The sequence below is a fragment of the Ruegeria sp. THAF33 genome, from assembly GCF_009363615.1.
In the GTDB taxonomy this organism is placed as follows: Bacteria; Pseudomonadota; Alphaproteobacteria; order Rhodobacterales; family Rhodobacteraceae; genus Ruegeria.
Genome location: NZ_CP045384.1, coordinates 2082310 through 2101777, shown reverse-complemented (window position 1 = coordinate 2101777; position 19468 = coordinate 2082310). Strand labels below are relative to the sequence as shown.

At 54.4% G+C, this 19468-nt stretch carries 19 protein-coding genes and 1 pseudogene; 16 read left to right on the top strand and 4 right to left on the bottom strand.

The window, feature by feature from the left end:
* Positions 1-5 precede the first annotated feature (5 nt).
* From FIU92_RS10515 to FIU92_RS10505, 3 genes are read left to right on the top strand one after another with little or no spacing between them, the layout of a single operon-like run.
* Positions 6-854: a fumarylacetoacetate hydrolase family protein gene (locus FIU92_RS10515; RefSeq protein ID WP_152458523.1), complete on the top strand. Its 849-nt coding sequence runs from the start codon at positions 6-8 to the stop codon at positions 852-854.
* Complete coding sequence (locus tag FIU92_RS10510) at positions 847-1770, top strand: 2-hydroxyacid dehydrogenase (protein ID WP_152458522.1); 924 nt, start codon at positions 847-849, stop codon at positions 1768-1770. Before FIU92_RS10515 ends, FIU92_RS10510 begins: the two co-directional genes overlap by 8 nt.
* Positions 1771-1786: 16 nt before the next feature.
* Positions 1787-2377, top strand: coding sequence for a LysE family translocator (locus FIU92_RS10505; protein WP_152458521.1), 591 nt, complete (start codon positions 1787-1789; stop codon positions 2375-2377).
* Positions 2378-2425: 48 nt separating this feature from the next.
* Here FIU92_RS10505 and FIU92_RS10500 read toward each other — a convergent pair whose 3' ends face one another.
* Entirely contained in the window at positions 2426-3193 is a 768-nt protein-coding gene (locus FIU92_RS10500; RefSeq protein ID WP_152459890.1) for an SDR family oxidoreductase, read from the bottom strand.
* Positions 3194-3262: 69 nt separating this feature from the next.
* Here FIU92_RS10500 and FIU92_RS10495 point away from each other — a divergent pair, with 69 nt between their 5' ends.
* The 3 genes and pseudogenes from FIU92_RS10495 (at position 3263) to FIU92_RS23195 (ending at position 5851) form a co-directional block, all read left to right on the top strand.
* Positions 3263-4321 (top strand): L-idonate 5-dehydrogenase, encoded by a 1059-nt coding sequence (locus FIU92_RS10495; RefSeq protein WP_152458520.1) that lies wholly within the window; start codon positions 3263-3265, stop codon positions 4319-4321.
* 4 nt (positions 4322-4325) lie between these two features.
* Positions 4326-5135 (top strand): phytanoyl-CoA dioxygenase family protein, encoded by an 810-nt coding sequence (locus tag FIU92_RS10490; RefSeq protein WP_254705295.1) that lies wholly within the window; start codon positions 4326-4328, stop codon positions 5133-5135.
* A gap of 181 nt (positions 5136-5316) precedes the next feature.
* Positions 5317-5851: pseudogene (locus tag FIU92_RS23195) on the top strand (DDE-type integrase/transposase/recombinase).
* Positions 5852-6046: 195 nt separating this feature from the next.
* On the opposite strand, the gene FIU92_RS10480 reads toward FIU92_RS23195, so the two are convergent.
* Positions 6047-6829 (bottom strand): MOSC domain-containing protein, encoded by a 783-nt coding sequence (locus FIU92_RS10480; protein ID WP_172978485.1) that lies wholly within the window; start codon positions 6827-6829, stop codon positions 6047-6049.
* 400 nt (positions 6830-7229) lie between these two features.
* Here FIU92_RS10480 and FIU92_RS10475 point away from each other — a divergent pair, with 400 nt between their 5' ends.
* The 10 genes from FIU92_RS10475 (at position 7230) to FIU92_RS10430 (ending at position 17719) form a co-directional block, all read left to right on the top strand.
* Positions 7230-8549: an ABC transporter substrate-binding protein gene (locus FIU92_RS10475; RefSeq protein WP_152458518.1), complete on the top strand. Its 1320-nt coding sequence runs from the start codon at positions 7230-7232 to the stop codon at positions 8547-8549.
* Positions 8550-8629: 80 nt separating this feature from the next.
* Complete coding sequence (locus FIU92_RS10470) at positions 8630-9577, top strand: carbohydrate ABC transporter permease (protein ID WP_152458517.1); 948 nt, start codon at positions 8630-8632, stop codon at positions 9575-9577.
* Positions 9574-10512, top strand: a complete 939-nt coding sequence (locus tag FIU92_RS10465) for a carbohydrate ABC transporter permease (RefSeq protein WP_152458516.1) — start codon at positions 9574-9576, stop codon at positions 10510-10512. The genes FIU92_RS10470 and FIU92_RS10465 overlap by 4 nt, the downstream gene beginning before the upstream one ends.
* The gene (locus FIU92_RS10460) at positions 10509-10697 is read left to right on the top strand and encodes a hypothetical protein (protein WP_058274732.1); all 189 of its coding nucleotides are present in this window, start codon (positions 10509-10511) and stop codon (positions 10695-10697) included. The genes FIU92_RS10465 and FIU92_RS10460 overlap by 4 nt, the downstream gene beginning before the upstream one ends.
* A gap of 2 nt (positions 10698-10699) precedes the next feature.
* Complete coding sequence (locus FIU92_RS10455; RefSeq protein WP_152458515.1) at positions 10700-11797, top strand: ABC transporter ATP-binding protein; 1098 nt, start codon at positions 10700-10702, stop codon at positions 11795-11797.
* The gene (locus FIU92_RS10450; protein WP_152458514.1) at positions 11790-12782 is read left to right on the top strand and encodes an ABC transporter ATP-binding protein; all 993 of its coding nucleotides are present in this window, start codon (positions 11790-11792) and stop codon (positions 12780-12782) included. The genes FIU92_RS10455 and FIU92_RS10450 overlap by 8 nt, the downstream gene beginning before the upstream one ends.
* 11 nt (positions 12783-12793) lie before the next feature.
* On the top strand, positions 12794-14416 hold the full coding sequence (locus FIU92_RS10445; RefSeq protein ID WP_152458513.1) for a dihydroxyacetone kinase subunit DhaK: 1623 nt from the start codon (positions 12794-12796) through the stop codon (positions 14414-14416).
* A 37-nt stretch (positions 14417-14453) separates the two neighbouring features.
* Positions 14454-15482 carry a LacI family DNA-binding transcriptional regulator gene (locus FIU92_RS10440; RefSeq protein ID WP_254705294.1) on the top strand — a complete coding sequence of 343 codons (1029 nt, stop codon included), beginning with the start codon at positions 14454-14456 and terminating at the stop codon, positions 15480-15482.
* A gap of 27 nt (positions 15483-15509) precedes the next feature.
* The gene (locus tag FIU92_RS10435) at positions 15510-16565 is read left to right on the top strand and encodes a sugar phosphate isomerase/epimerase (RefSeq protein ID WP_152458511.1); all 1056 of its coding nucleotides are present in this window, start codon (positions 15510-15512) and stop codon (positions 16563-16565) included.
* The gene (locus FIU92_RS10430) at positions 16565-17719 is read left to right on the top strand and encodes a Gfo/Idh/MocA family protein (RefSeq protein ID WP_152458510.1); all 1155 of its coding nucleotides are present in this window, start codon (positions 16565-16567) and stop codon (positions 17717-17719) included. Before FIU92_RS10435 ends, FIU92_RS10430 begins: the two co-directional genes overlap by 1 nt.
* A 112-nt stretch (positions 17720-17831) precedes the next feature.
* On the opposite strand, the gene FIU92_RS10425 is transcribed toward FIU92_RS10430, so the two are convergent.
* Positions 17832-18398, bottom strand: coding sequence for a TetR/AcrR family transcriptional regulator (locus FIU92_RS10425; protein ID WP_152458509.1), 567 nt, complete (start codon positions 18396-18398; stop codon positions 17832-17834).
* Complete coding sequence (locus tag FIU92_RS10420; RefSeq protein ID WP_152458508.1) at positions 18389-19465, bottom strand: NAD(P)/FAD-dependent oxidoreductase; 1077 nt, start codon at positions 19463-19465, stop codon at positions 18389-18391. The genes FIU92_RS10425 and FIU92_RS10420 overlap by 10 nt, the downstream gene beginning before the upstream one ends.
* Between the last annotated feature and the right edge of the window lie 3 nt (positions 19466-19468).

Below are 19468 nucleotides of genomic sequence, written 5' to 3'. Positions count from 1 at the left end.
CAGAAATGAAACTTGTTCGTTACGGAGCCGAGGGCTCGGAAAAGCCTGCTTTGGTCGATTCCCAGGGTCAATTGCGGGATTTGTCCGCCCACATCAATGATGTTACGGGCGATGTTCTGGATGACGGAACGCTTGATAATCTGCGCTCATTGGATCCGAATAACCTGCCAATTGTCGAGGGGGATCCTCGTATCGCACCGTGTGTCGGTGGCATCGGAAAATTTCTTTGCATCGGTTTGAATTACTCGGACCATGCCGCAGAAACCGGCGCAGATATTCCAGAGCATCCGATACTTTTTTTCAAGGCAAACTCAGCCGTCATTGGTGCCTATGACGATGTCGTCATGCCGCGCGGATCTACTCACACCGACTGGGAATGCGAACTGGGCGTCGTCATCGGCAAAACGGCCAAATACGTGTCCAAGGCCGACGCGCTCGAATACGTTGCCGGCTATTGCATCGTAAACGACGTGTCAGAACGGCATTTTCAAACTCAACTGACCGGTCAATGGACCAAAGGCAAGTCTTGCGACACATTTGGCCCCACAGGTCCTTGGTTGGTGACCCGGGATGAGGTGCCGGATCCTCAATGTCTTGGTATGTCACTGGATGTAAACGGTCAGCGCATGCAAACCGGGAATACTTCTACGATGATCTTTTCCGTTGCCGAGATCATTGAACATCTAAGCCAACTTTTCACACTGCACCCCGGCGACGTCATTTCAACTGGAACACCGCCCGGTGTTGGAATGGGGATTAAACCGGAACCAGTTTACCTGAAAAAAGGCGACGTCATGGAGCTTCGCATCGATGGGCTTGGTGTTCAGCGGCAAACGGTCGGCCAAGATGACTGACTTATTGCAAATCGGCGGGATCACTGAACGGATGCGAGAACGCCTGTCCGCAGCGTTCGACATTCATCAATTGGACGATTTCAACGCGGATAGTATTACGCATATCGTAACGAACGGGCACGATGGTGTTCCGCATGACCTGATGACATCACTCAGTAATCTGAAGATGATCAGTGTCTATGGGGTCGGTTACGACGCCGTCGACGCTAGTGCTGCGGCTGAGCGCGGAATTGTTGTGACACACACACCTGATGTTTTGAACAAAGAAGTCGCAACCACCGCCGTTCTGCTATTGCTGTCATGTTACCGAGAGCTTTTACGTGACGACAATTACGTTCGGTCCGGACGGTGGGAGGTTGAAGGCAATGCCCCTTTGACCCGATCAGCAGACAATCAAAAGATAGGCATTCTTGGTCTTGGTCGCATTGGTCAGGCGATCGTTGATAAGTTAGAGCCGTGGGCCCCCGAAATCTCTTATCACACCCGCAATCAAAAGGATGTCCCGTACCGCTATTTCGACAATTTGGTTGAAATGGCAGAACATGTTGACGTCCTCATATGCATCACGCCCGGCGGTCCGTCGACCAATAGGCTGGTCAACGCTGAGGTGCTTCGCGCGTTGGGGGCGGGCGGCACTCTGATAAACGTTAGTCGAGGTTCGGTCGTCGACGAAACTGCCCTTATCAACGCATTGCAAAACGGCGAGCTTGGGTGGGCGGGGCTTGATGTTTTCGAGGACGAACCGCGTGTTCCAAAAGCGTTGCGCGAGATGTCCAATGTCGTTCTGCTCCCTCACGCTGGTAGCGCGACTATTGAGACGCGTGCAGCTATGGGTGACCTAACCGTCGACAATCTTCTGCAACACCTTAAGGACGGATCGGTGATCACAGCTGTGCCAGAATGCAGAGATCTGTAAAAGGCCAATCTGAAGAGTGTTTGAGTTTGCTGTCGCGGTTTTCTTTCTGCTGATTACGCCGGGCCCAGGTGTTCTAACAACTGCGGGTATTGGATCAGCATTTGGTTTTCGAGCTGGTCTCGCCTTCGTGGCTGGTTTGATGCTGGGCGGGTTCATCAACATGATGTTGGTTGTCTCTGGAGTCGCTGCGGTAGCTTTGGCTATACCGGCGCTCAGAACTTTGCTGCTATTCGCCTCAGTCGGGTATTTGGTATTTCTGGCCTGGCGAATTGCCAGCGCTGGCTCAAAGGTCGGGTTTTCTCCAGCGGTTTCGCCACTTGGTTTTGCGAATGGGCTGACACTTCAGTTCATTAATCCCAAGGCTTACGTGGTCAGCACAGCATTGTTCTCAGGGTTTGCCTTTTTGCCCGATGCGCCCGTTTGGGAGGTCGTCATAAAAATCCTTGTTTTCAATATGATATGGGTGCCAGTTCACATGATCTGGCTGGGTGCTGGCGCAAAACTGGGCAGACTTGATATAAGCCAAAGATCGCATCGAAGGATCAACTTTGCGATGGCGGCTTCCTTGATTGTTGTTGTGGTGATTGCTTTGGCGTCGGCGCTGTAAACGGTATCTACTGTCAGTCGCATTTAACAGAGGATGGAAAGCCACAAATCAAAGTGACGTCGTTATTCCACCATCGACATAGAGAGTATGTCCATTGACGAAACTGGATGCAGGGGACGCAAGGAATATGGCGGCACCGACAAGTTCTTCTACATTGCCCCAGCGACCGGCCGGGGTACGTTTCTCGAGCCATGCACTAAACGCTGGGTCGGCAACCAAAGCGGCGTTCAAAGGTGTATCGAAATATCCGGGCGCAATGGCATTGCAGTTCAGACCATACTTGGCCCAATCAGTTGCCATTCCTTTTGTAAGGTTGGTCACGGCACCTTTTGTCGCCGTGTAAGGCGCAATGCCCGGTCTTGCCAATGCGGATTGAACCGACGCAATGTTAATGATCTTGCCAGACTTTCTTTCAATCATGTGTCGTGCCACTGCCTGACCGACGTGAAAGACGGACGCGACATTTGTCTGTAGTAGGCGTTCAAAGGCATCAGCGGGGAAATCCTGTAACTCCGTCCTGTGTTGCATTCCGGCGTTGTTTATCAGGATGTCTATCGGGCCAACCTTTTCTTCAAAGTCGTCCACAGCAGATCGGACGCCTTCATGATCGGTCGCATCGAACGCAAGTTCCCGTACCGAGGCGCCTGTTTCACTGAGTTCGGAGGCTGCTGCCGCCAGTTTTGTGGTGTCGCGCCCGTTCAAAACGACCTGCGCACCGGCAGAAGCCAAACCTCGCGCCAGTGCAAGTCCAATTCCCTGACTGGAGCCTGTTATCAGCGCCCGAGTTCCACTTAGGCTGAACATTTCAAGCGTCATGCAAAAATCCCTTGGTTGTCGGCACCGACTATCCGTATCTTTTGGCGATGTGTATAGGGAGTCTGCGCAATGTCTTCGGCCAGTGTTGCTGTTGTTATCCATGCTGCGAAAGATCTGAGGTTGGAAAACCGGGATGTGCGCGACCTGGGACAAGACGAAGTTTTAATTGCATTGCGTGTGGGTGGGATTTGCGGCTCTGACCTGCATTATTACAACCACGGTGGCTTCGGCGCCATCAAGTTGCTTCAACCGATGGTGCTTGGACACGAAGTGTCCGGGGAAATCGTAGAATTCGGGTCAAGTGTGCAGGGGCTGAACCTAGGTCAATTGGTTGCAGTTTCTCCATCCCGCCCCTGCCAAGCCTGCTACTATTGTCTGAACGGGCAGCAAAACCACTGTCTTGATATGAAGTTCTATGGCAGCGCAATGCCGTTCCCGCATATCCAAGGCGCTTTTCGGAGCAAACTCGTGGCGAAAGCCAGTCAATGTGTTCCGGCAGACGGGTTGAGCCCTGCACAGGCCGCTATGGCAGAACCGCTGGCGGTTTGTTTGCACGCGGTTAAACAAGCTGGAAGCCTGGTGGGTAAAACGGTGCTTATCACCGGATGCGGCCCGATCGGCTGCCTTACGATCTTGGTGGCACGTCGTTCTGGGGCGGCCAGAATAGTCGCGACAGATATCTCGGACCAGACCCTAGCCATAGCGCGTGAATGCGGGGCAGACGATGTCATCAACACCTACACTGATCCGCAAATGTTGGAACGGTTTGAAAAGGACAAGGGCCAGATTGACGTCCAACTGGAATGTTCCGGGGCTCAATCGGCCCTGGCTTCTGGCGTCGCATGCTTGCGCCCGCGTGGAACTTTGGTTCAGCTTGGCCTGGGCGGAGACATGACAGTGCCGATGCAGGCGTTGACTGCAAAAGAGATTGCACTTCGCGGATCTTTCCGTTTCCATTCCGAGTTCGCGGTCGCTGTCGAAATGATGCGAAACGGACTACTAAACGTCGACCATCTGGTGACGCATTCCTTCGAAGTTGGGGAGGCTGTCACTGCTTTCGAGGTTGCGTCTGATCGAAGCCGATCAATGAAGGTGCAGTTAACATTTCCGGATAATGACAATGGTTAAACGAATGCCTGATATAGCGACGACTTATGAAAGAGATGGTTTCGTGGCTCCGCTGGATATCCTGACAGTTTCCGAGGTTCAAACGCTGCGCGATGATTTTGAGAAAGCAGAGCGCACCCTCAGAGATGACCCAGAGAAACTCAAGCTTCTATACTCGTATCCGGACAGGCTGATACCATCATTCGATGCACTTCTCCGCCATCCGAAGCTGATTGAGGCTGCTTCAACGGTGTTGGGGCCGGACCTCATGGTTTGGAGCGGTGCACTTTTCGTAAAAGAGGCGCGATCATCGAAAATCGTCTCGTGGCACCAGGACTTGACCTATTGGGGATTGGATGATGCAGAAGAGGTTACTTGTTGGGTTGCGATTTCAGAAGCGTCTGAGCAAAGCGGGTGTATGAAGTTTGTTCCCGGCAGTCATAAAAACCGTATCGCGCCTCACGTAGACACCTTCAGCAAAAACAATCTGTTATCACGCGGGCAGGAAATCGCAGTCGATGTGAACGAACAAGATGCAGTGGCTGCGGAATTGCGTGCGGGGCAGGCATCCATGCATCACGGGCATCTCTTTCACGCATCGGGACCCAATAACACTGACGACAGACGCATTGGCGCGGCGTTGCGTTTCATAAAACCCTCGATGAAACAGAAAAACGGCGTGAAAACTCTGGTTGCGCTTGTCGCGGGGCAAGATGATTTTGGGCATTTCTTAGTTGCGCCTTCCCCTCGGGGCTTTTTGCATGAGTGCGATTTCGATTTGTGTCAAAGGGATGCAGACCGCAAGAAACAAATACTTTTCGCCGGAGTGCAATGATTTCCTTCGCAAGCTCTGAACCATTACTGCACCAACCCCAAAGCAGACCTGAATTGCGAAAACAGGTGAACATCTAAAAGGGTCTTGTCAGAAGAACTCGGGTTGAAACGGGTAGGGGCTTTCGAAGCCTCCACCTGTGACCAACCCAGGGCCATTCAAGGAATTCTAGGCCAACCCCAGGATCATTCGTCGGGCCGTGATATTGTACCTTCGGTTTCCTGTGCCTTTTACAATGTCGAAGACCTGATGGATGAGCGTAGGATAGATGTGAGCCAAGAGACGGTCCGATACTGGTGGACTTGGTTCGGCCCAATGTTCGCCACGGAAATCCTTAGAAAACGGGTCCAGCAGCAGCGGGCGTACTCAAAAATGGAAGTGGCATGTGGATGAGGTTTTTTTTAAGATCAACGGCCAGCCCGATAATCTGTGGCGGCAATCAGAGATTTGGGTGCTACAGAAAACCAGCAAGCTGGCAGATGCCTAAAAACCGTGTCGAGAATTCGCACCTGCCGTTTCAACGACGCGAACGCGCCATGCTACGTTTCAGGCGCATGCGAAGTTTGCAGAAGTTCGCTGTAGTCCACTCCTCCGTCCACAACCACTTCAACCATAAAAGATCGTTAGCCAGCAGAGATACCTTCAAGCGAACACGCACCTTCGCTCTTGCCGGGCCGCGCGAACTTGGTGCGACAAAAAGGGCAGCTGTACTGGCTTAGCAGAGACTGGTTCCAATTTGTCTTACAGCACCGCCATTTGTATCCGTTTCGCATCATTTCCATTCGACGATCTGGATTCATGCTGCAATTTTCGCGAGTTGCATTGCGTGAGTCCGAGCACAGGTTGATCTGATCACGTCCGATGAATGCCAAAAGAACTCCGGCGACGTGTAAGTGTCAGATCAATTGGGCCACTTATTCCTGCGGGCATTTTCCTTTTTGGCCAGCAAAGAGGGAGCCGCCATCCAGCACTTCTACGTAAACCCCCATATCCATATGGCCCAGATGGGTTCGAAGTAAGAACGGAATGTTCAAGTCTCGAAGGGCCGTCACAGGATTCACCTCGGTAGCGGCGCATCGTTTCGTCCGCGAGAGTATCCGCAGCCTGACATCGCCGAACACAAAGCTGGAACCGACAGAGCTCAGCTCGGAAAACGGTGGCAATCCGTCAATTTCGATATTCGCCCGAAATCTGGCCGGGTGAATGTCTGTGCGCAACTTTCTGCTTAACGCATCAACAGAGCTTAAGTTGAGTACCGATACCGCATTCATCATCTTCGGTGAAACGACTGAAACATCCGTGAAACGATGCGGGTGCGAAGACACGAATCTAGGCGGTTCAGGATCCTGTAGTTCCAGCGTATCGTAGAGGAGTCTGGCGGCATCCGTTTTTCCTTGGGGCTCGCTCATGCGGAAGCAGTGGGTGCGGCCGTCCACATCAATTTCCAACTGCTGAGTTGTTGCGTCGAAACGTGTCCTGAGATCCGCAAGCCCAGCTTCTTTCAGCAAAACAACAAAGCGGTCTTTAGGAAGTGGCTTTGGGTCAGTCGGGTCAAAGCCGGAATTGTAGCGAGCAAAGCCGAAAAGGCGATCACCAGGTACACCCTCACCCGCGCTCAGGTTGACTGTGTTCAGCGGCTCCGGACTCAGACCCTTGATAGGGTAACGCTTCATTCTGACAATGGTGAGTTCGCTCATGCGTTGGTTTCCGATCCGTCGTGTATAGCCGAATTTGGCTCGTCTTGCGTCTTCTGGGCCATCGATTTCCACGCGTTCGGGCGGGGGGCGTAAAGCCGGAAATCCAGCAATGCAGGGCCTGTGAGAACTGGCTATCCAAAGCTGACAGCAGGTCAGTTTCAAAGAACTGTTTTGAGACTATCGGTTTTTCCTGTGGATTGTTGGAAAGTATGCGGAAGGAAATGGTGCAGCGTAAATTGTTCAAAAACAATGAATTAGTAGCGTAAATTTAAGTTAAATGGGGCATTTTGAGGTACGAACCTCAAAATTATCTAGACTTGAGGTGCGTACCTCAAATAGCCTTGGAACTATGCCGCGATTCGCACATCCTCGATTGACGGCGTTAAAAAGGGAGGAATGGATGACTTACTCAAAACTGGCGTCTGCCAGCGCAATAGTCCTTGCCGCTACTACTCTTTCTACCAAGGCAAATGCTGAAGACCTGACACTGTGTTGGGCGGCATGGGACCCGGCCAACGCGCTGGTTGAGCTATCCAAAGAATTCGAGGCCGAGTCTGGCCACACAATGAACTTCGAGTTTGTGCCCTGGCCGAACTTTGCGGACCGCATGCTGAATGAGCTGAATTCCGGAGGGAAGCTTTGTGACCTGCTGATCGGGGACAGCCAATGGATTGGCGGCGGAGCCGAGAACGGTCACTATGTAAAGCTGAATGACTTCTTTGATGCTGAAGGCATCAGTATGGATGATTTCGCGCCGGCAACTGTGTACGCTTATTCGACTTGGCCAAAGGGCACGCCAAATTACTATGCGCTGCCTGCAATGGGTGATGCGAACGGTTGGTTCTATCGCAAGGACTGGTTCGAAGATCCCGATATCCAAGCCGCCTATAAAGAAGCTACCGGTCAAGATTTGCGTGAACCGGAATCCCAGAAAGAGCTGTTGCAGATTGCGCAATTTTTCCAAGGTCGCGAGATCGATGGAAAAACCGTGTACGGCGCTGCGATCTTTACCGAGCGCGGTTCGGAAGGGATAACAATGGGTGTGACGAGTGCGCTTTACCCATGGGGGTTCAAGTATGAAAATACGCCGGGCTCGTATGACATGGAAGGCGCCGTGAATTCACCCGAAGCCGTCGAAGCGCTGGAATTCTACAAAGAGTTCTACAAAACAGCGACACCTCCGGGGTACACAAACTCTTACATGGGTGAAAGCTTGGACGCCTTTAAGTCAGGTCAGGTCGCCATGGCCATGAATTGGTTTGCTTTCTTCCCGGGCCTCTATGCAGATCCCAATACCGGTGGCGACAAGATCGACTTCTTCGTGAACCCGCCGCAAAATCAGGCAGGTTCAACGTTGGGCGGGCAAGGGATTTCAGTCGTCAGCTATTCTGACAAACAGGATGCCGCGCTTGAGTACATCAAGTGGTTCGCGCAACCCGAAGTTCAGGCCAAATGGTGGGAGCTGGGCGGTTATTCAGCACATAATTCCGTGCTGGAAGACCCCGGCTTCGTGGACAGCCAACCCTTTGCCGGTGACTTTCTGGAAGCCATGGCAGGTGTGCAGGACTTCTGGCAGGAGCCTGCTTATGCGGAATTGTTGTTGGCCATGCAGAAACGTATCCATGACTACGTTGTCGCCGATCAAGGCACCGCCCAGGAAGCGCTTGATCTTTTGATCGAGGATTGGACCGAAGTCTTCGAAGACGAAGGCAAGCTTTAATCCGGAAGCAGGGCAGGAGCGGGTTCAAGCCCGCTCCACCATGACCCGTGTGTCCCAAACCGACAAGAACTGGCAAAGAAATGTCTGACCGGACCATAGATCGCGTTGCGCAGGCAACGCCCACGCGAGTTGCGCGCAAAATCAGAGGGTTATCCGATCGAGCAATTGCTTGGATATTCATTTCCCCGACGATCTTCCTGCTGCTTGCAATCAACATTTTTCCGTTGATTTGGACAATCCAGCTTAGCTTTACCAACTACAAAGCCAATCGGATAGGGCGCGAGGTCAAGGATGTCGGGTTAAGGAATTACGAGCGTATCCTGACGGATTCCGACACCTGGTTGAATATGCAGGCGACGGCGCATTTTCTGTTCTGGACGATCTTTTTTCAGGTTCTGATCGGGTTCACCTTGGCGTGGCTAATCAACAAGAAGTTTAAGGGAAACGACCTGTGGACCACGATTATTGTCTTGCCAATGATGCTGTCCCCTGCTGTCGTCGGGAACTTTTGGAAGTTTCTCTATCAGCCTCAGATCGGACTGTTCAACTATATCGTTTCGTGGTTCACCGGCAAAGACCCGTCAAGTTTTGAGATGCTGGGTTCGGTGACGTTGGCGCCCTGGGCCATCGTCATCGTCGACACATGGATGTGGACGCCGTTTGTGATGCTGATCTGCTTGGCCGGGCTGCGCAGTATTCCCGATTACATCTACGAGGCGGCCGAGATCGACAGGGCCAGCAAGCTGCGGCAGTTCTTTACGATTACGATCCCGATGGTGCTGCCTTTCCTGATGCTGGCGGTGCTGTTTCGAGGGATCGAGAACTTCAAAATGTTTGATCTGGTGGTGCAATTGACTGGCGGTGGGCCGGGGTCCGTTACGGAACTCACTTCGATCAATCTCAAGCGGGAGGCTTTTGAAAAGTGGCGTACGGGCTACGCGTCAGCCTATGCGATCATCCTTTTCGTCACCGTGTTCGGCCTTGCGTCGATCTACGTCAAAGCCCTGAACAAGGTGAAACAGAGATGAGTAGCTTTTCCGTCACTGAACCTTCGAACCGGTCCAAATGGATCGCAGGAATCCTGGTCATCACTTATGCGCTGATCACGATGATCCCGCTGGTGTGGATTTTGCTGACCGGGTTCAAATCCCCCGCCGACGCGATCAGCTACCCGCCCAAAGTGGTCTTTGACCCAACGCTCGAAGGTTACGTCAATCTTTTCACCACGCGCACCAGGCAGACGCAGGAGTTTCTGGAAGCCAACCCGCCGCAGAACTGGGCCGATGAGATCGTCCGCCAATATGACATGGTGATCGTTGGGCCCTCCAAGTTCGGCGAGCGTTTCATGAATTCGGTCATCATCGGATTTGGCTCCACGTTCTTGAGTATCTTCCTCGGCACGCTGGCCGCCTATGCGTTCAGCAGGTTCAAGGTACCGCTCAAAGACGACCTTCTGTTCTTCATTCTTAGTACAAGGATGATGCCTCCGGTCGCTGTCGCCATCCCGATCTTCCTGATGTTCAGAAACCTTGGGTTGAGCGACACGCATCTGGGAATGATCCTCCTGTATACGGGCGTGAATATCTCCCTGGCGGTTTGGTTGCTGAAGGGTTTCATCGACGAAATTCCAAGAGAGTACGAGGAAGCCGCCCTCATAGATGGCTACACGAGGTTTCAGGCCTTCTACAAAGTGGTGCTGCCGCAAGCCGCCACAGGCATTGCGTCAACTGCGATCTTCTGCCTGATCTTCGCATGGAATGAATATGCTTTCGCCGTGCTGCTGACTTCGGCCAACGCGCAGACAGCGCCCCCGTTCATCCCCACCATCATCGGTATTGGCGGTCTGGATTGGCCTGCGGTTGCGGCCGGTGCGACGATCTTCCTGATCCCCGTCATGATTTTCACCATCCTGATGCGCAAACACCTGCTGCGCGGGATCACATTCGGAGCCGTACGCAAATGAGCGAGTTTCTTACCGGATTGATGCGGCTCCGCCGCGGCCCGTGGGAGATGGTCGCCACCATCCTGATCGCACTAGGTGTCTTCATGCTGATGCAGCCCTTTGTCCTTTGGGCGTTCACCTATTCCTTCATCGTCACGCTGATCGGAACCGTCATGTTCATCATCGTCAGCCATTTTCCGGAGTAGAAATGGCCCAGATCATAGTCAAAAACGTAAAGAAGATGTTCGGCGATTTCACTGCTGTGCGCGAGAGCTCTTTTACAATTGAGGATGGTGAGTTTTTCATGCTGCTTGGGCCGTCGGGATGTGGAAAGACGACAACGCTCAGGATGATTGCGGGGCTGGAACTTCCGACTTCCGGCGAAATCTATCTGGATGGTGAGGAAATCAGCCAAAAGCCGCCTTCAGAACGTGACATAGCGTTCGTTTTCCAGATGTTCGCGCTGTATCCGCACATGAATGTTCGCAAGAACATCAGCTATCCACTGATTTCACAAGGCATGTCACGTGCAGCCGTCAAAGCCAAAGTCGAGGAAGTCGCCGGGATTTTGGGGATAACTGACATTCTGGAAAGCCCGGTGGGGGGGCTTTCGGGTGGCGACAGGCAGCGCGTTGCACTTGGGCGGGCGATCGTTCGCGAGCCCAAGGCGTTCATGATGGACGAACCTCTTGGCGCTTTGGACGCCGAATTTCGCGAGCATATGGCCGAAGAGTTGCGCGCGCTTCACGATCGAATGGGAGCGACAACGGTTTACGTCACACACGATCAGCTAGAGGCCATGCAGATGGGCGACAAGATTGTTGTCATGAATAACGCAGTGATCGAACAATTCGGAACGCCGCAAGAAATCTACGACAAACCTGCGACCATGTTTGTGGCGGATTTCATAGGATCTCCGTCAATGAACTTCTTGCCGTTTCAGGGAAAAGTGGCACCCGGCTCTGAAAGGGTCAGGCTGAACGGCCATGACGAAGCGGTCCCGAAGCTGATGGAGGGGGCGGAAGGGGAACTGGTCTTCGGTGTCCGGCCGGAACATGTATTTTTGTCCGACGACAGTGACTATCGGGCCAAAGTTCTGGCAGCTGAATACCTGGGGACAACCCAGATCGTGACATTGCAAAGCCCGAACGGTGAGTTGAAGGCCCGCATCGGCGCAGGTGAAAAGGTTGCGCCGGGTGAAACCGTGGGATTGGATTTCCGTTCGACAACGGTGACTCTTTTTGAGCGCTCCACGGGCCGGGCGCTGAAGTCCGCCCTGAACGAAGAGGTGCTGAGCAATGGCTGAAGTCATTTTGCAGAACATCTCGAAGTCATTCGGAACTGTTCAAGCCGTCGACGGTATCTCGATGACAATTCCCGATGGTGCCTTCGTCGTGCTTTTAGGTCCGACAGGTGCGGGAAAAACGACAACGCTTCGATTGATTTCCGGACTCGAGAAGATGGATTCGGGATCGGTACGCATCGCCGGCCGAGATGTTGGCCTGGAAACGCCTGCCCAACGCGATGTGGCGATGGTTTTTCAGCAATATTCGCTGTACCCGCATATGACGGTACGCGAGAATCTGTCGTTTCCACTGCGTTCGCCGATCCTGAAAACCCCTGAGGATCAGATCAAGAAAAAGGTGAACGAAGTCGCGGAAATCCTGCAAATCCCGAACAAGCTGGACAACAAGGCCACGGAATTGTCCGGCGGAGAGATGCAGCGTGTTTCGATTGGCCGCGCATTGGTGCGGGATCCCCAAATTTTCTTGATGGACGAGCCGCTTAGTTCACTGGATGCCAAGCTGAGAGCGGATCTGCGCGTCGAGCTCAAGAGAATTCAGGCCGACCTTGGGTCTACGCTTTTGTATGTGACTCATGATCAGGTTGAGGCCATGACAATGGCAACGCATATCGGAGTTCTGGAAGAGGGCAGGCTGGTTCAGTACGGTACGCCAAGGGACATCTATGAAAACCCGTGCAGTGTTTATGTTGCCAGTCGATTGGGTCTGCCGCGGATAAATATCCTTCCGTCGGAGTTGTTCGGAGGAGATCACAAGGGCCCGCAGATTGGTCTTCGCCCGGAAAACATCATTGAAGGCGAAGGCAGTGACGCGCGCGTGATACGTGCCGAACACCTGGGTGACCAAACCCGACTTCATCTGGACTTGAATGGCCATCCGGTCGTGACGCTGATCGATGTCCATCAAGATTACCCCGCAGGTAAGACTATCAAAATTAGCCCACGAAACCCGTTGTATTTTGACGCGTCCGGCGCGCGCGTGAATTAAGGAGCAAAAGCATGGCCCAGTTCCTCAACACAAAAGAAACCCTCGTGACCGAGGCGATAGATGGTCTTCTTGCATCTTCAGGTGGGGCACTGACCAGATTGGATGGGTACCCTCATATCAAGGTTGTCTACAGATCGGACTGGGACAAATCGAAAGTCGCCCTGGTTTCGGGCGGAGGTTCCGGCCACGAACCTGCCCATGCCGGGTTTGTGGGCGCCGGAATGTTAACTGCGGCCGTATGCGGAGAGGTTTTCGCTTCCCCATCGGTAGAAGCTGTCCTGGCGGGCATTCTGGCCGTGACCGGTGAGGCGGGGTGTTTGCTGATCGTCAAGAATTATACTGGCGACCGGCTGAATTTTGGACTGGCGGCCGAGCGCGCCCGCGCATTGGGGCGCAAGGTGGAAATGGTGGTGGTCGATGATGACATCGCCCTTCCTGACCTGCCGCAACCGCGTGGCGTGGCAGGGACCTTGTTCGTGCACAAGATTGCCGGAGCATTGGCAGAACGTGGGGCAGATCTGGAAACTGTAACCAAGGCCGCTAAGAACGTAGTCGAGAAAGTAGTCAGTATCGGGATGAGTTTGGACACCTGCACCGTTCCGGGTTCCCCGAAAGAAGACAGGATTGCCCCCGGCAAAGCAGAGCTCGGGTTGGGTATTCACGGCGAGCCAGGTGTTGAGCAGGTGGAGTTCGCAAATGCCGTGACCGCAATGTCCACCGTCGTGGAAAAGTTGCAGCAGCGAGTGGGGGCGGGTGACTGCGTGGCGCTGGTAAACAACTTGGGGTCTACAACACCGCTTGAGATGTCTGTTTTGACGCACGCCTTGTCCGAAACCGGTATCGCGGGACATATTATCGGTCCGGCACCGCTGATGACTTCGCTGGACATGCATGGATTCTCTGTTTCGATTCTGCCGGTTGATCCGAGTGACTTGTTGGCGCTGGAAGAACCGGTCGAGTTGGTGGCATGGCCAGGGGTCAAAACGATAAAGCCGGTTCGAATTGCCCCTTTGCCTGATGGTTTGACCCCGATTGACCCCATCCCGTCGAACAATCCGGCGACCAAGGAAACAATAAATCGCTTGGCCGAACTGCTGATCCAAGCCGAGAAAGACTTGAACGAATTGGACGCGAAATCCGGAGATGGAGATACAGGCAGTACCTTGGCGACAGCAGCCAGGTCTTTACAGGGAAGCCTGGATCGAATGCCTCTTGCGGACCTGACGCAATTGTTTCCCGCGCTGGGCAATGAGCTGAGCCAGACCATGGGGGGATCTTCCGGTGTGATCCTGGCGATCTTTTTCAATGCCGCCGGAGATGCCTGTGCCAGTGGCGCTTCCATATCAAAGTCTTTGGTCGAAGGCCTGAACCGGGTCAGCCAGGTAGGTGGGGCCAAAGTTGGCGACAGGACAATGATTGATGCTCTGGCACCTGCGCTTGAGGCGCTGCCTTCAGGGCTGGTGCAAGCCGCGAAAGCCGCGCGCGAAGGTGCTGACAAAACCGCAAATATTCACCGTGCCAAAGCAGGCCGTGCAGCCTATGTTCCCGAAGAAAACCTGATCGGACATAACGACCCGGGTGCAGAAGCTGTTGCATTGTTGTTCGAAGGCTTGGCACGGGAGATTGAGGGCTGAAAGACACGTGGAAGACCAAAAGCAAAAACTAGAATTGGTGAAAAAGCCAACCGTAAACGACATCGCGCGCGTTGCGGGTGTCAGTCTGGCGACTGTTGACCGGGTCTTGAACAGGCGTCCCGGTGTGCGGGCGGTGACCGTGCAGAAAGTGCAAAAGGCGATTGATGAACTTGGGTATGTGCGCGACACCGCTGCTGCCAACCTCGCGCGGAACCGTGTCTACAATTTCGTCTTTATTCTGCCGGATGCCGGTAATGAATTTGTCGAGGCGATATGCGATCAGATAGCTGAACAATCGCGCGATCAGTTCATCGAAAGAACACGGGTCACGATAAAAAAGGTCGCTCCGTTCGAGCCTCAGGACATAGTTAACATTCTGGATGGGGTCGACCACATGAGCGTCGACGGGGTGGCCGTATTCGGGCCGGAAACGCCTTCGGTCCGCGACGCTGTGAAGAGGGTCAGGGATAAAGGCATTCCAGTGGTTGCATTGGTGTCGGACTTGCCAAGCTCGGACAGAGATCATTTTGTCGGGATCGATAACGTTTCGGCCGGGCGAACCGCAGCTCAGTTGATGGGGCGCTTTGTGCATCGTCCGGGTAAGGTTTTGGTTCTGACGGGCTCACGTTTGGCACGTGATCATCTGGAGCGGCGCCAGGGATTTGATCTTGTTGTCGCTGAAGAGTTCCCTCATCTGGAAGTCGTGGCGTCTGTCGAGGGCAGGGATGACCCGGATCTGATCTACAAGATGATGCCTGGGATATTTGAGACCTACCCCGACCTGGTCGGAATATACTCTTCCGCCGCGGGCAATGCGGGTTTGGTTCAATTTCTGTCAGAGAGCAGGATCAGCAAGGATCTGGTCATTATCGCGCATGAACTCACGCCGCTTAGTCGTGATGCGCTTCGCCGTGGCACATTTGACGCGCTGATCTCGCAGGACTCTGGGCATCTGGTGCGGTCCGCGGTGCGTCTGTTGCGTGCAACATCGGACAAAGTCCCTTTCAACAAATCACAGGAACGCATTCGCATCGACATCTATCTGAAGGAAAACTTGCCGCCATAGAGGCATTGGTTTCGGGGAGGAAACTGAATGAAGACGATCAAAGGGCCTGCATTATTTCTTGCACAATTTGCCGGTGACGAAGCGCCGTTCAATTCATGGGACGCCATAACCAAATGGGCGGCGGATTGCGGATACAGGGGCGTTCAAGTGCCCAGTTGGGACGGGCGGTTGTTCGACCTTGAAACGGCCGCGACAAGCAAAGACTATTGCGATGACTTCAAGGGCAAAGCCCAAGAGAACGGCGTTGAAGTCACAGAATTATCGACGCACCTGCAAGGCCAACTTGTCGCTGTTCACCCGGCCTATGATACGGCGTTTGATGGTTTTGCGGCCGAAAGCGTGAGGGGAGATCCCAAAGCCCGGCAGGAATGGGCCGTTGATCAGGTCAAGAAAGCGCTTTCAGCCTCTCTGAATTTGGGAATCTCGGCTCATGCAACATTCTCTGGCGCGCTGGCCTGGCCTTACGTGTATCCTTGGCCCCAACGTCCTGCTGGTCTGATTGAAACCGCATTTGATGAGCTTGCCCGTCGTTGGGTGCCGATCTTGGACCACGCCGAAGACTGTGGCGTTGATGTTTGCTATGAAATCCACCCCGGCGAGGATCTTCATGACGGGGTGACATACGAAATGTTCCTTGAACGAACAGGCAACCATGCGCGGGCGTGCATGCTGTACGACCCGTCGCATTATGTCCTGCAATGCCTCGATTACCTTGACAATATCGACATATATAAAGACCGCATCCGGATGTTTCACGTAAAGGATGCCGAGTTCAATCCGACCGGAAGGCAAGGTGTCTATTCCGGCTATCAAAGCTGGGTCGATCGCGCAGGGCGGTTCAGGTCACTTGGTGATGGACAGGTGGATTTCGGGGCTGTCTTTTCCAAGATGGCGGCAAACGACTTTGATGGCTGGGCCGTGGTCGAATGGGAATGCTGCCTGAAACATCCCGAGGATGGCGCGCGTGAAGGTGCGCAGTTCGTTTCCGATCACATTATTCGCGTGACCGAGAAGGCCTTTGACGATTTTGCCGACGGCGGCACCGACGAAGCGGCCAATCGGAAAATGCTGGGGATAGGCTGATGGTAACAGGACGCAACGAAGAAAGAGCGGGGCGCATTCGCCTTGGTATGGTCGGCGGCGGAAACGATGCTTTCATCGGCGGTGTCCACCGCATAGCCGCGCGACTGGATGACAAGTTCGAGCTGGTTGCAGGCGCGTTGTCCTCGACGCCCGAAAAATCCCGGGATAGTGGCGAGGCGCTGGGCCTCGAGCGGGTTTACGATGACTTCAAGCAGATGGCGATGCGAGAAGCGCGTTTGAAATCCGGGATCGAAGCGGTTTCGATCGTCACGCCAAATCACGTTCACTATGCTGCCGCGCGTGAGTTTCTGAAACGCGGCATTCACGTGATTTGCGATAAGCCGCTTACGTCGACCCTTGGTGATGCGAAGAAACTGGTCAAAACCGCTGAAAACTCAAATGCGCTGTTCATCCTTACCCACAACTACACGGGCTATCCAATGGTTCGGCAAGCGCGTGAGATGGTTGCCAACGGGGATATCGGCAAAATCCGCGTGGTTCAGGTTGAGTATTCGCAAGACTGGCTGACAGAGCCGCAGGATTTCAAGCAGGCCGAGTGGAGGACTGATCCGGAACGCTCCGGTGCCGGAGGATCAACCGGTGATATTGGAACTCATGCGTATAATATTGCCTGCTTTGTAACTGGATTGAGGGCAGAAAGCCTTGCGGCGGATTTGCAGGCTTTTGTGCCGGGGCGTCAGGTCGACGATAACGCGCATGTGTTGCTGAGGTTCCAAGGCGGAGCCCGCGGCATGCTGTGGTCTTCGCAGGTTGCGCCCGGCAACGAAAACGCTCTGCGATTGCGTGTGTACGGCGAAAAGGGCGGCATCGAGTGGGCTCAGGAAGACCCGAACTATCTTTGGTTTACTCCTTACGGAGAGCCAAAGCGTCTGATCACCCGAAATGGGGCTGCGGCAGGGGATGCGGCCAATCGGCTCAGCAGAGTGCCCCCGGGACACCCCGAAGGTTACCTGGAAGGGTTCGCCAATATCTATGGCGAAGCAGCCGAAGCCATACTGGCGTTCAGAAACGGAAGTTCACCTGACGCATCCGTTGTCTATCCAACGGTCCGGGATGGGCTTGAAGGCGTCAGGTTTGTGGCCGCATGCGTGCAAAGCTCTGCCAGAAATTCGGCCTGGGTAAAGCTGGAGTGAGGCTTTCTGCTTTGCGGGTTGAATTGCCGGCCTCGTATGAAAAACCGGGTTGAGGCGGGCAGGCGCCTCAACAATCGACGCGGCCATTTTGTATAAGCTAACTTAGGCCGTGTCACAAACAACGTGCTGCTAGCACTTCCACGGCGTCATCAAAGGTTTGGGCGCTATTCTCGGCCCGCGCCGTCAGATGAGCGCCTTCCAGCAAGGCCAATGCCGCGCGTGCTTCTGCTTTCGGATCTTCAACGCCAGTGATCGAATGATCGGTTTTGCCAAGCGCAAAGACATTCTCGATCCACCGGGTCATCATGCGCCGGAACTCGCGGATTTTGTCGGTGACCTCATTCGACAAGCTTTCCCGGCTGATGATCAGCGACACACATAAGCACAGGGTTTTTCCGTCGTTCAAAGCCGCGCGATACAGCGCGATCAGCGCACGCATACGCCCGCCCGCCGTGTCACAAGTTTCCTCGATCTCGTCGCAGCGTCCCGTAGACTCGGTATGGTAGCGTGTCATTAAAGCGGCTGACAGCGCGGCTTTGGTCGGGAAGTGATAGTGGATCGATGCCTTGCGGATGCCCACATCATTGGCGAGGTCGGCATAGCTGAAGCCGTCGAAGCCTTTGCTGCGTACGGCAAATTCGGCAGAATTCAGCAAAGCGGTTTTTGTATCTATTTCCATACCACGTTCATCCTATTTGCGCTCAACAATGCCGCGGTGTTTTCTGCTGCTTCCAATGCACCTTCCAGATATCCCCCAAATTGCGCGGCTGTTTCGGTGCCACTGAAAATGATCCGGTCTTCCCAGATCCGTGTCATGGCCTTCGGCATGCCGTACTGCGGATGGGCATATACGGGCTGAAGGTCCAGGTCGGTCGCTGTGAAGCGATCAAACGCCCAGTCTTTTTGCAAAAGCGCGCCGGGGCTGGTCGCCTTGCGCCCGAACAATCGCCCCAGCTGAGCCAGAACCTGCTGCCGCAAATCCCCTTCATCCCGGCGAGCTTGCGCGGGGATGCCGATGAAACCGAACAGCGCGAAGGGACCACCGCTGGCAGGCGACGCGTCGTGGATTTCCACCATGGGACCGTGCCGGCTCATAGCATCCCCTGACAGTCCGTCTTCGCGCCAGAACGGAGTGTCATAGACCGCAACCGCTTTGGCCTGCCCGGCCATCCAGGTCGCGATGTGCCGCATGGCTGACAACGTGCCATCGGGCAGGGCGGGCTCATAGATCAACTCGGCCGCGATGCGTGGGGGCACGGCAAGTACCACACGGTTTGCCAAAATATGCTGCCCAGATTGCGTGGTGACCCGAACCCCGCCTTCGGTGCGGGCCAAGGCGGTGATCTGCGTGGACAGGTGAATTGCCCCATCCGGCAACCGTGCCGACAGCGCATCTGTCAAAGCAGCGAGCCCCCCGACCAGACGATATGACCCTTCCATGGATGAAAACCCGCGGCCCCGCTCAACACGGCCCTGTTCATCTTCGAAACTCAGCGCGCCGGAACTGAATTGGTCAAACCGGTGCAGGCCCAGCCGGTCTGTCAGCGCTGCGATACGTGGCTGCCCGGGCCAGAACCAAGCCGGACCCATGTCCAGATGGGCGTTCCCCTGAACCTCGGTCAGAATGCGTCCGCCCAGACGGCTGCGCGCCTCAACAACCAGCACTTCCTGGCCCTGATCTACAAGCTGTGTCGCCAGGCTGAGCCCTGAAAGCCCGCCGCCGATGATGAGCGTATCGGTGCGCATGGA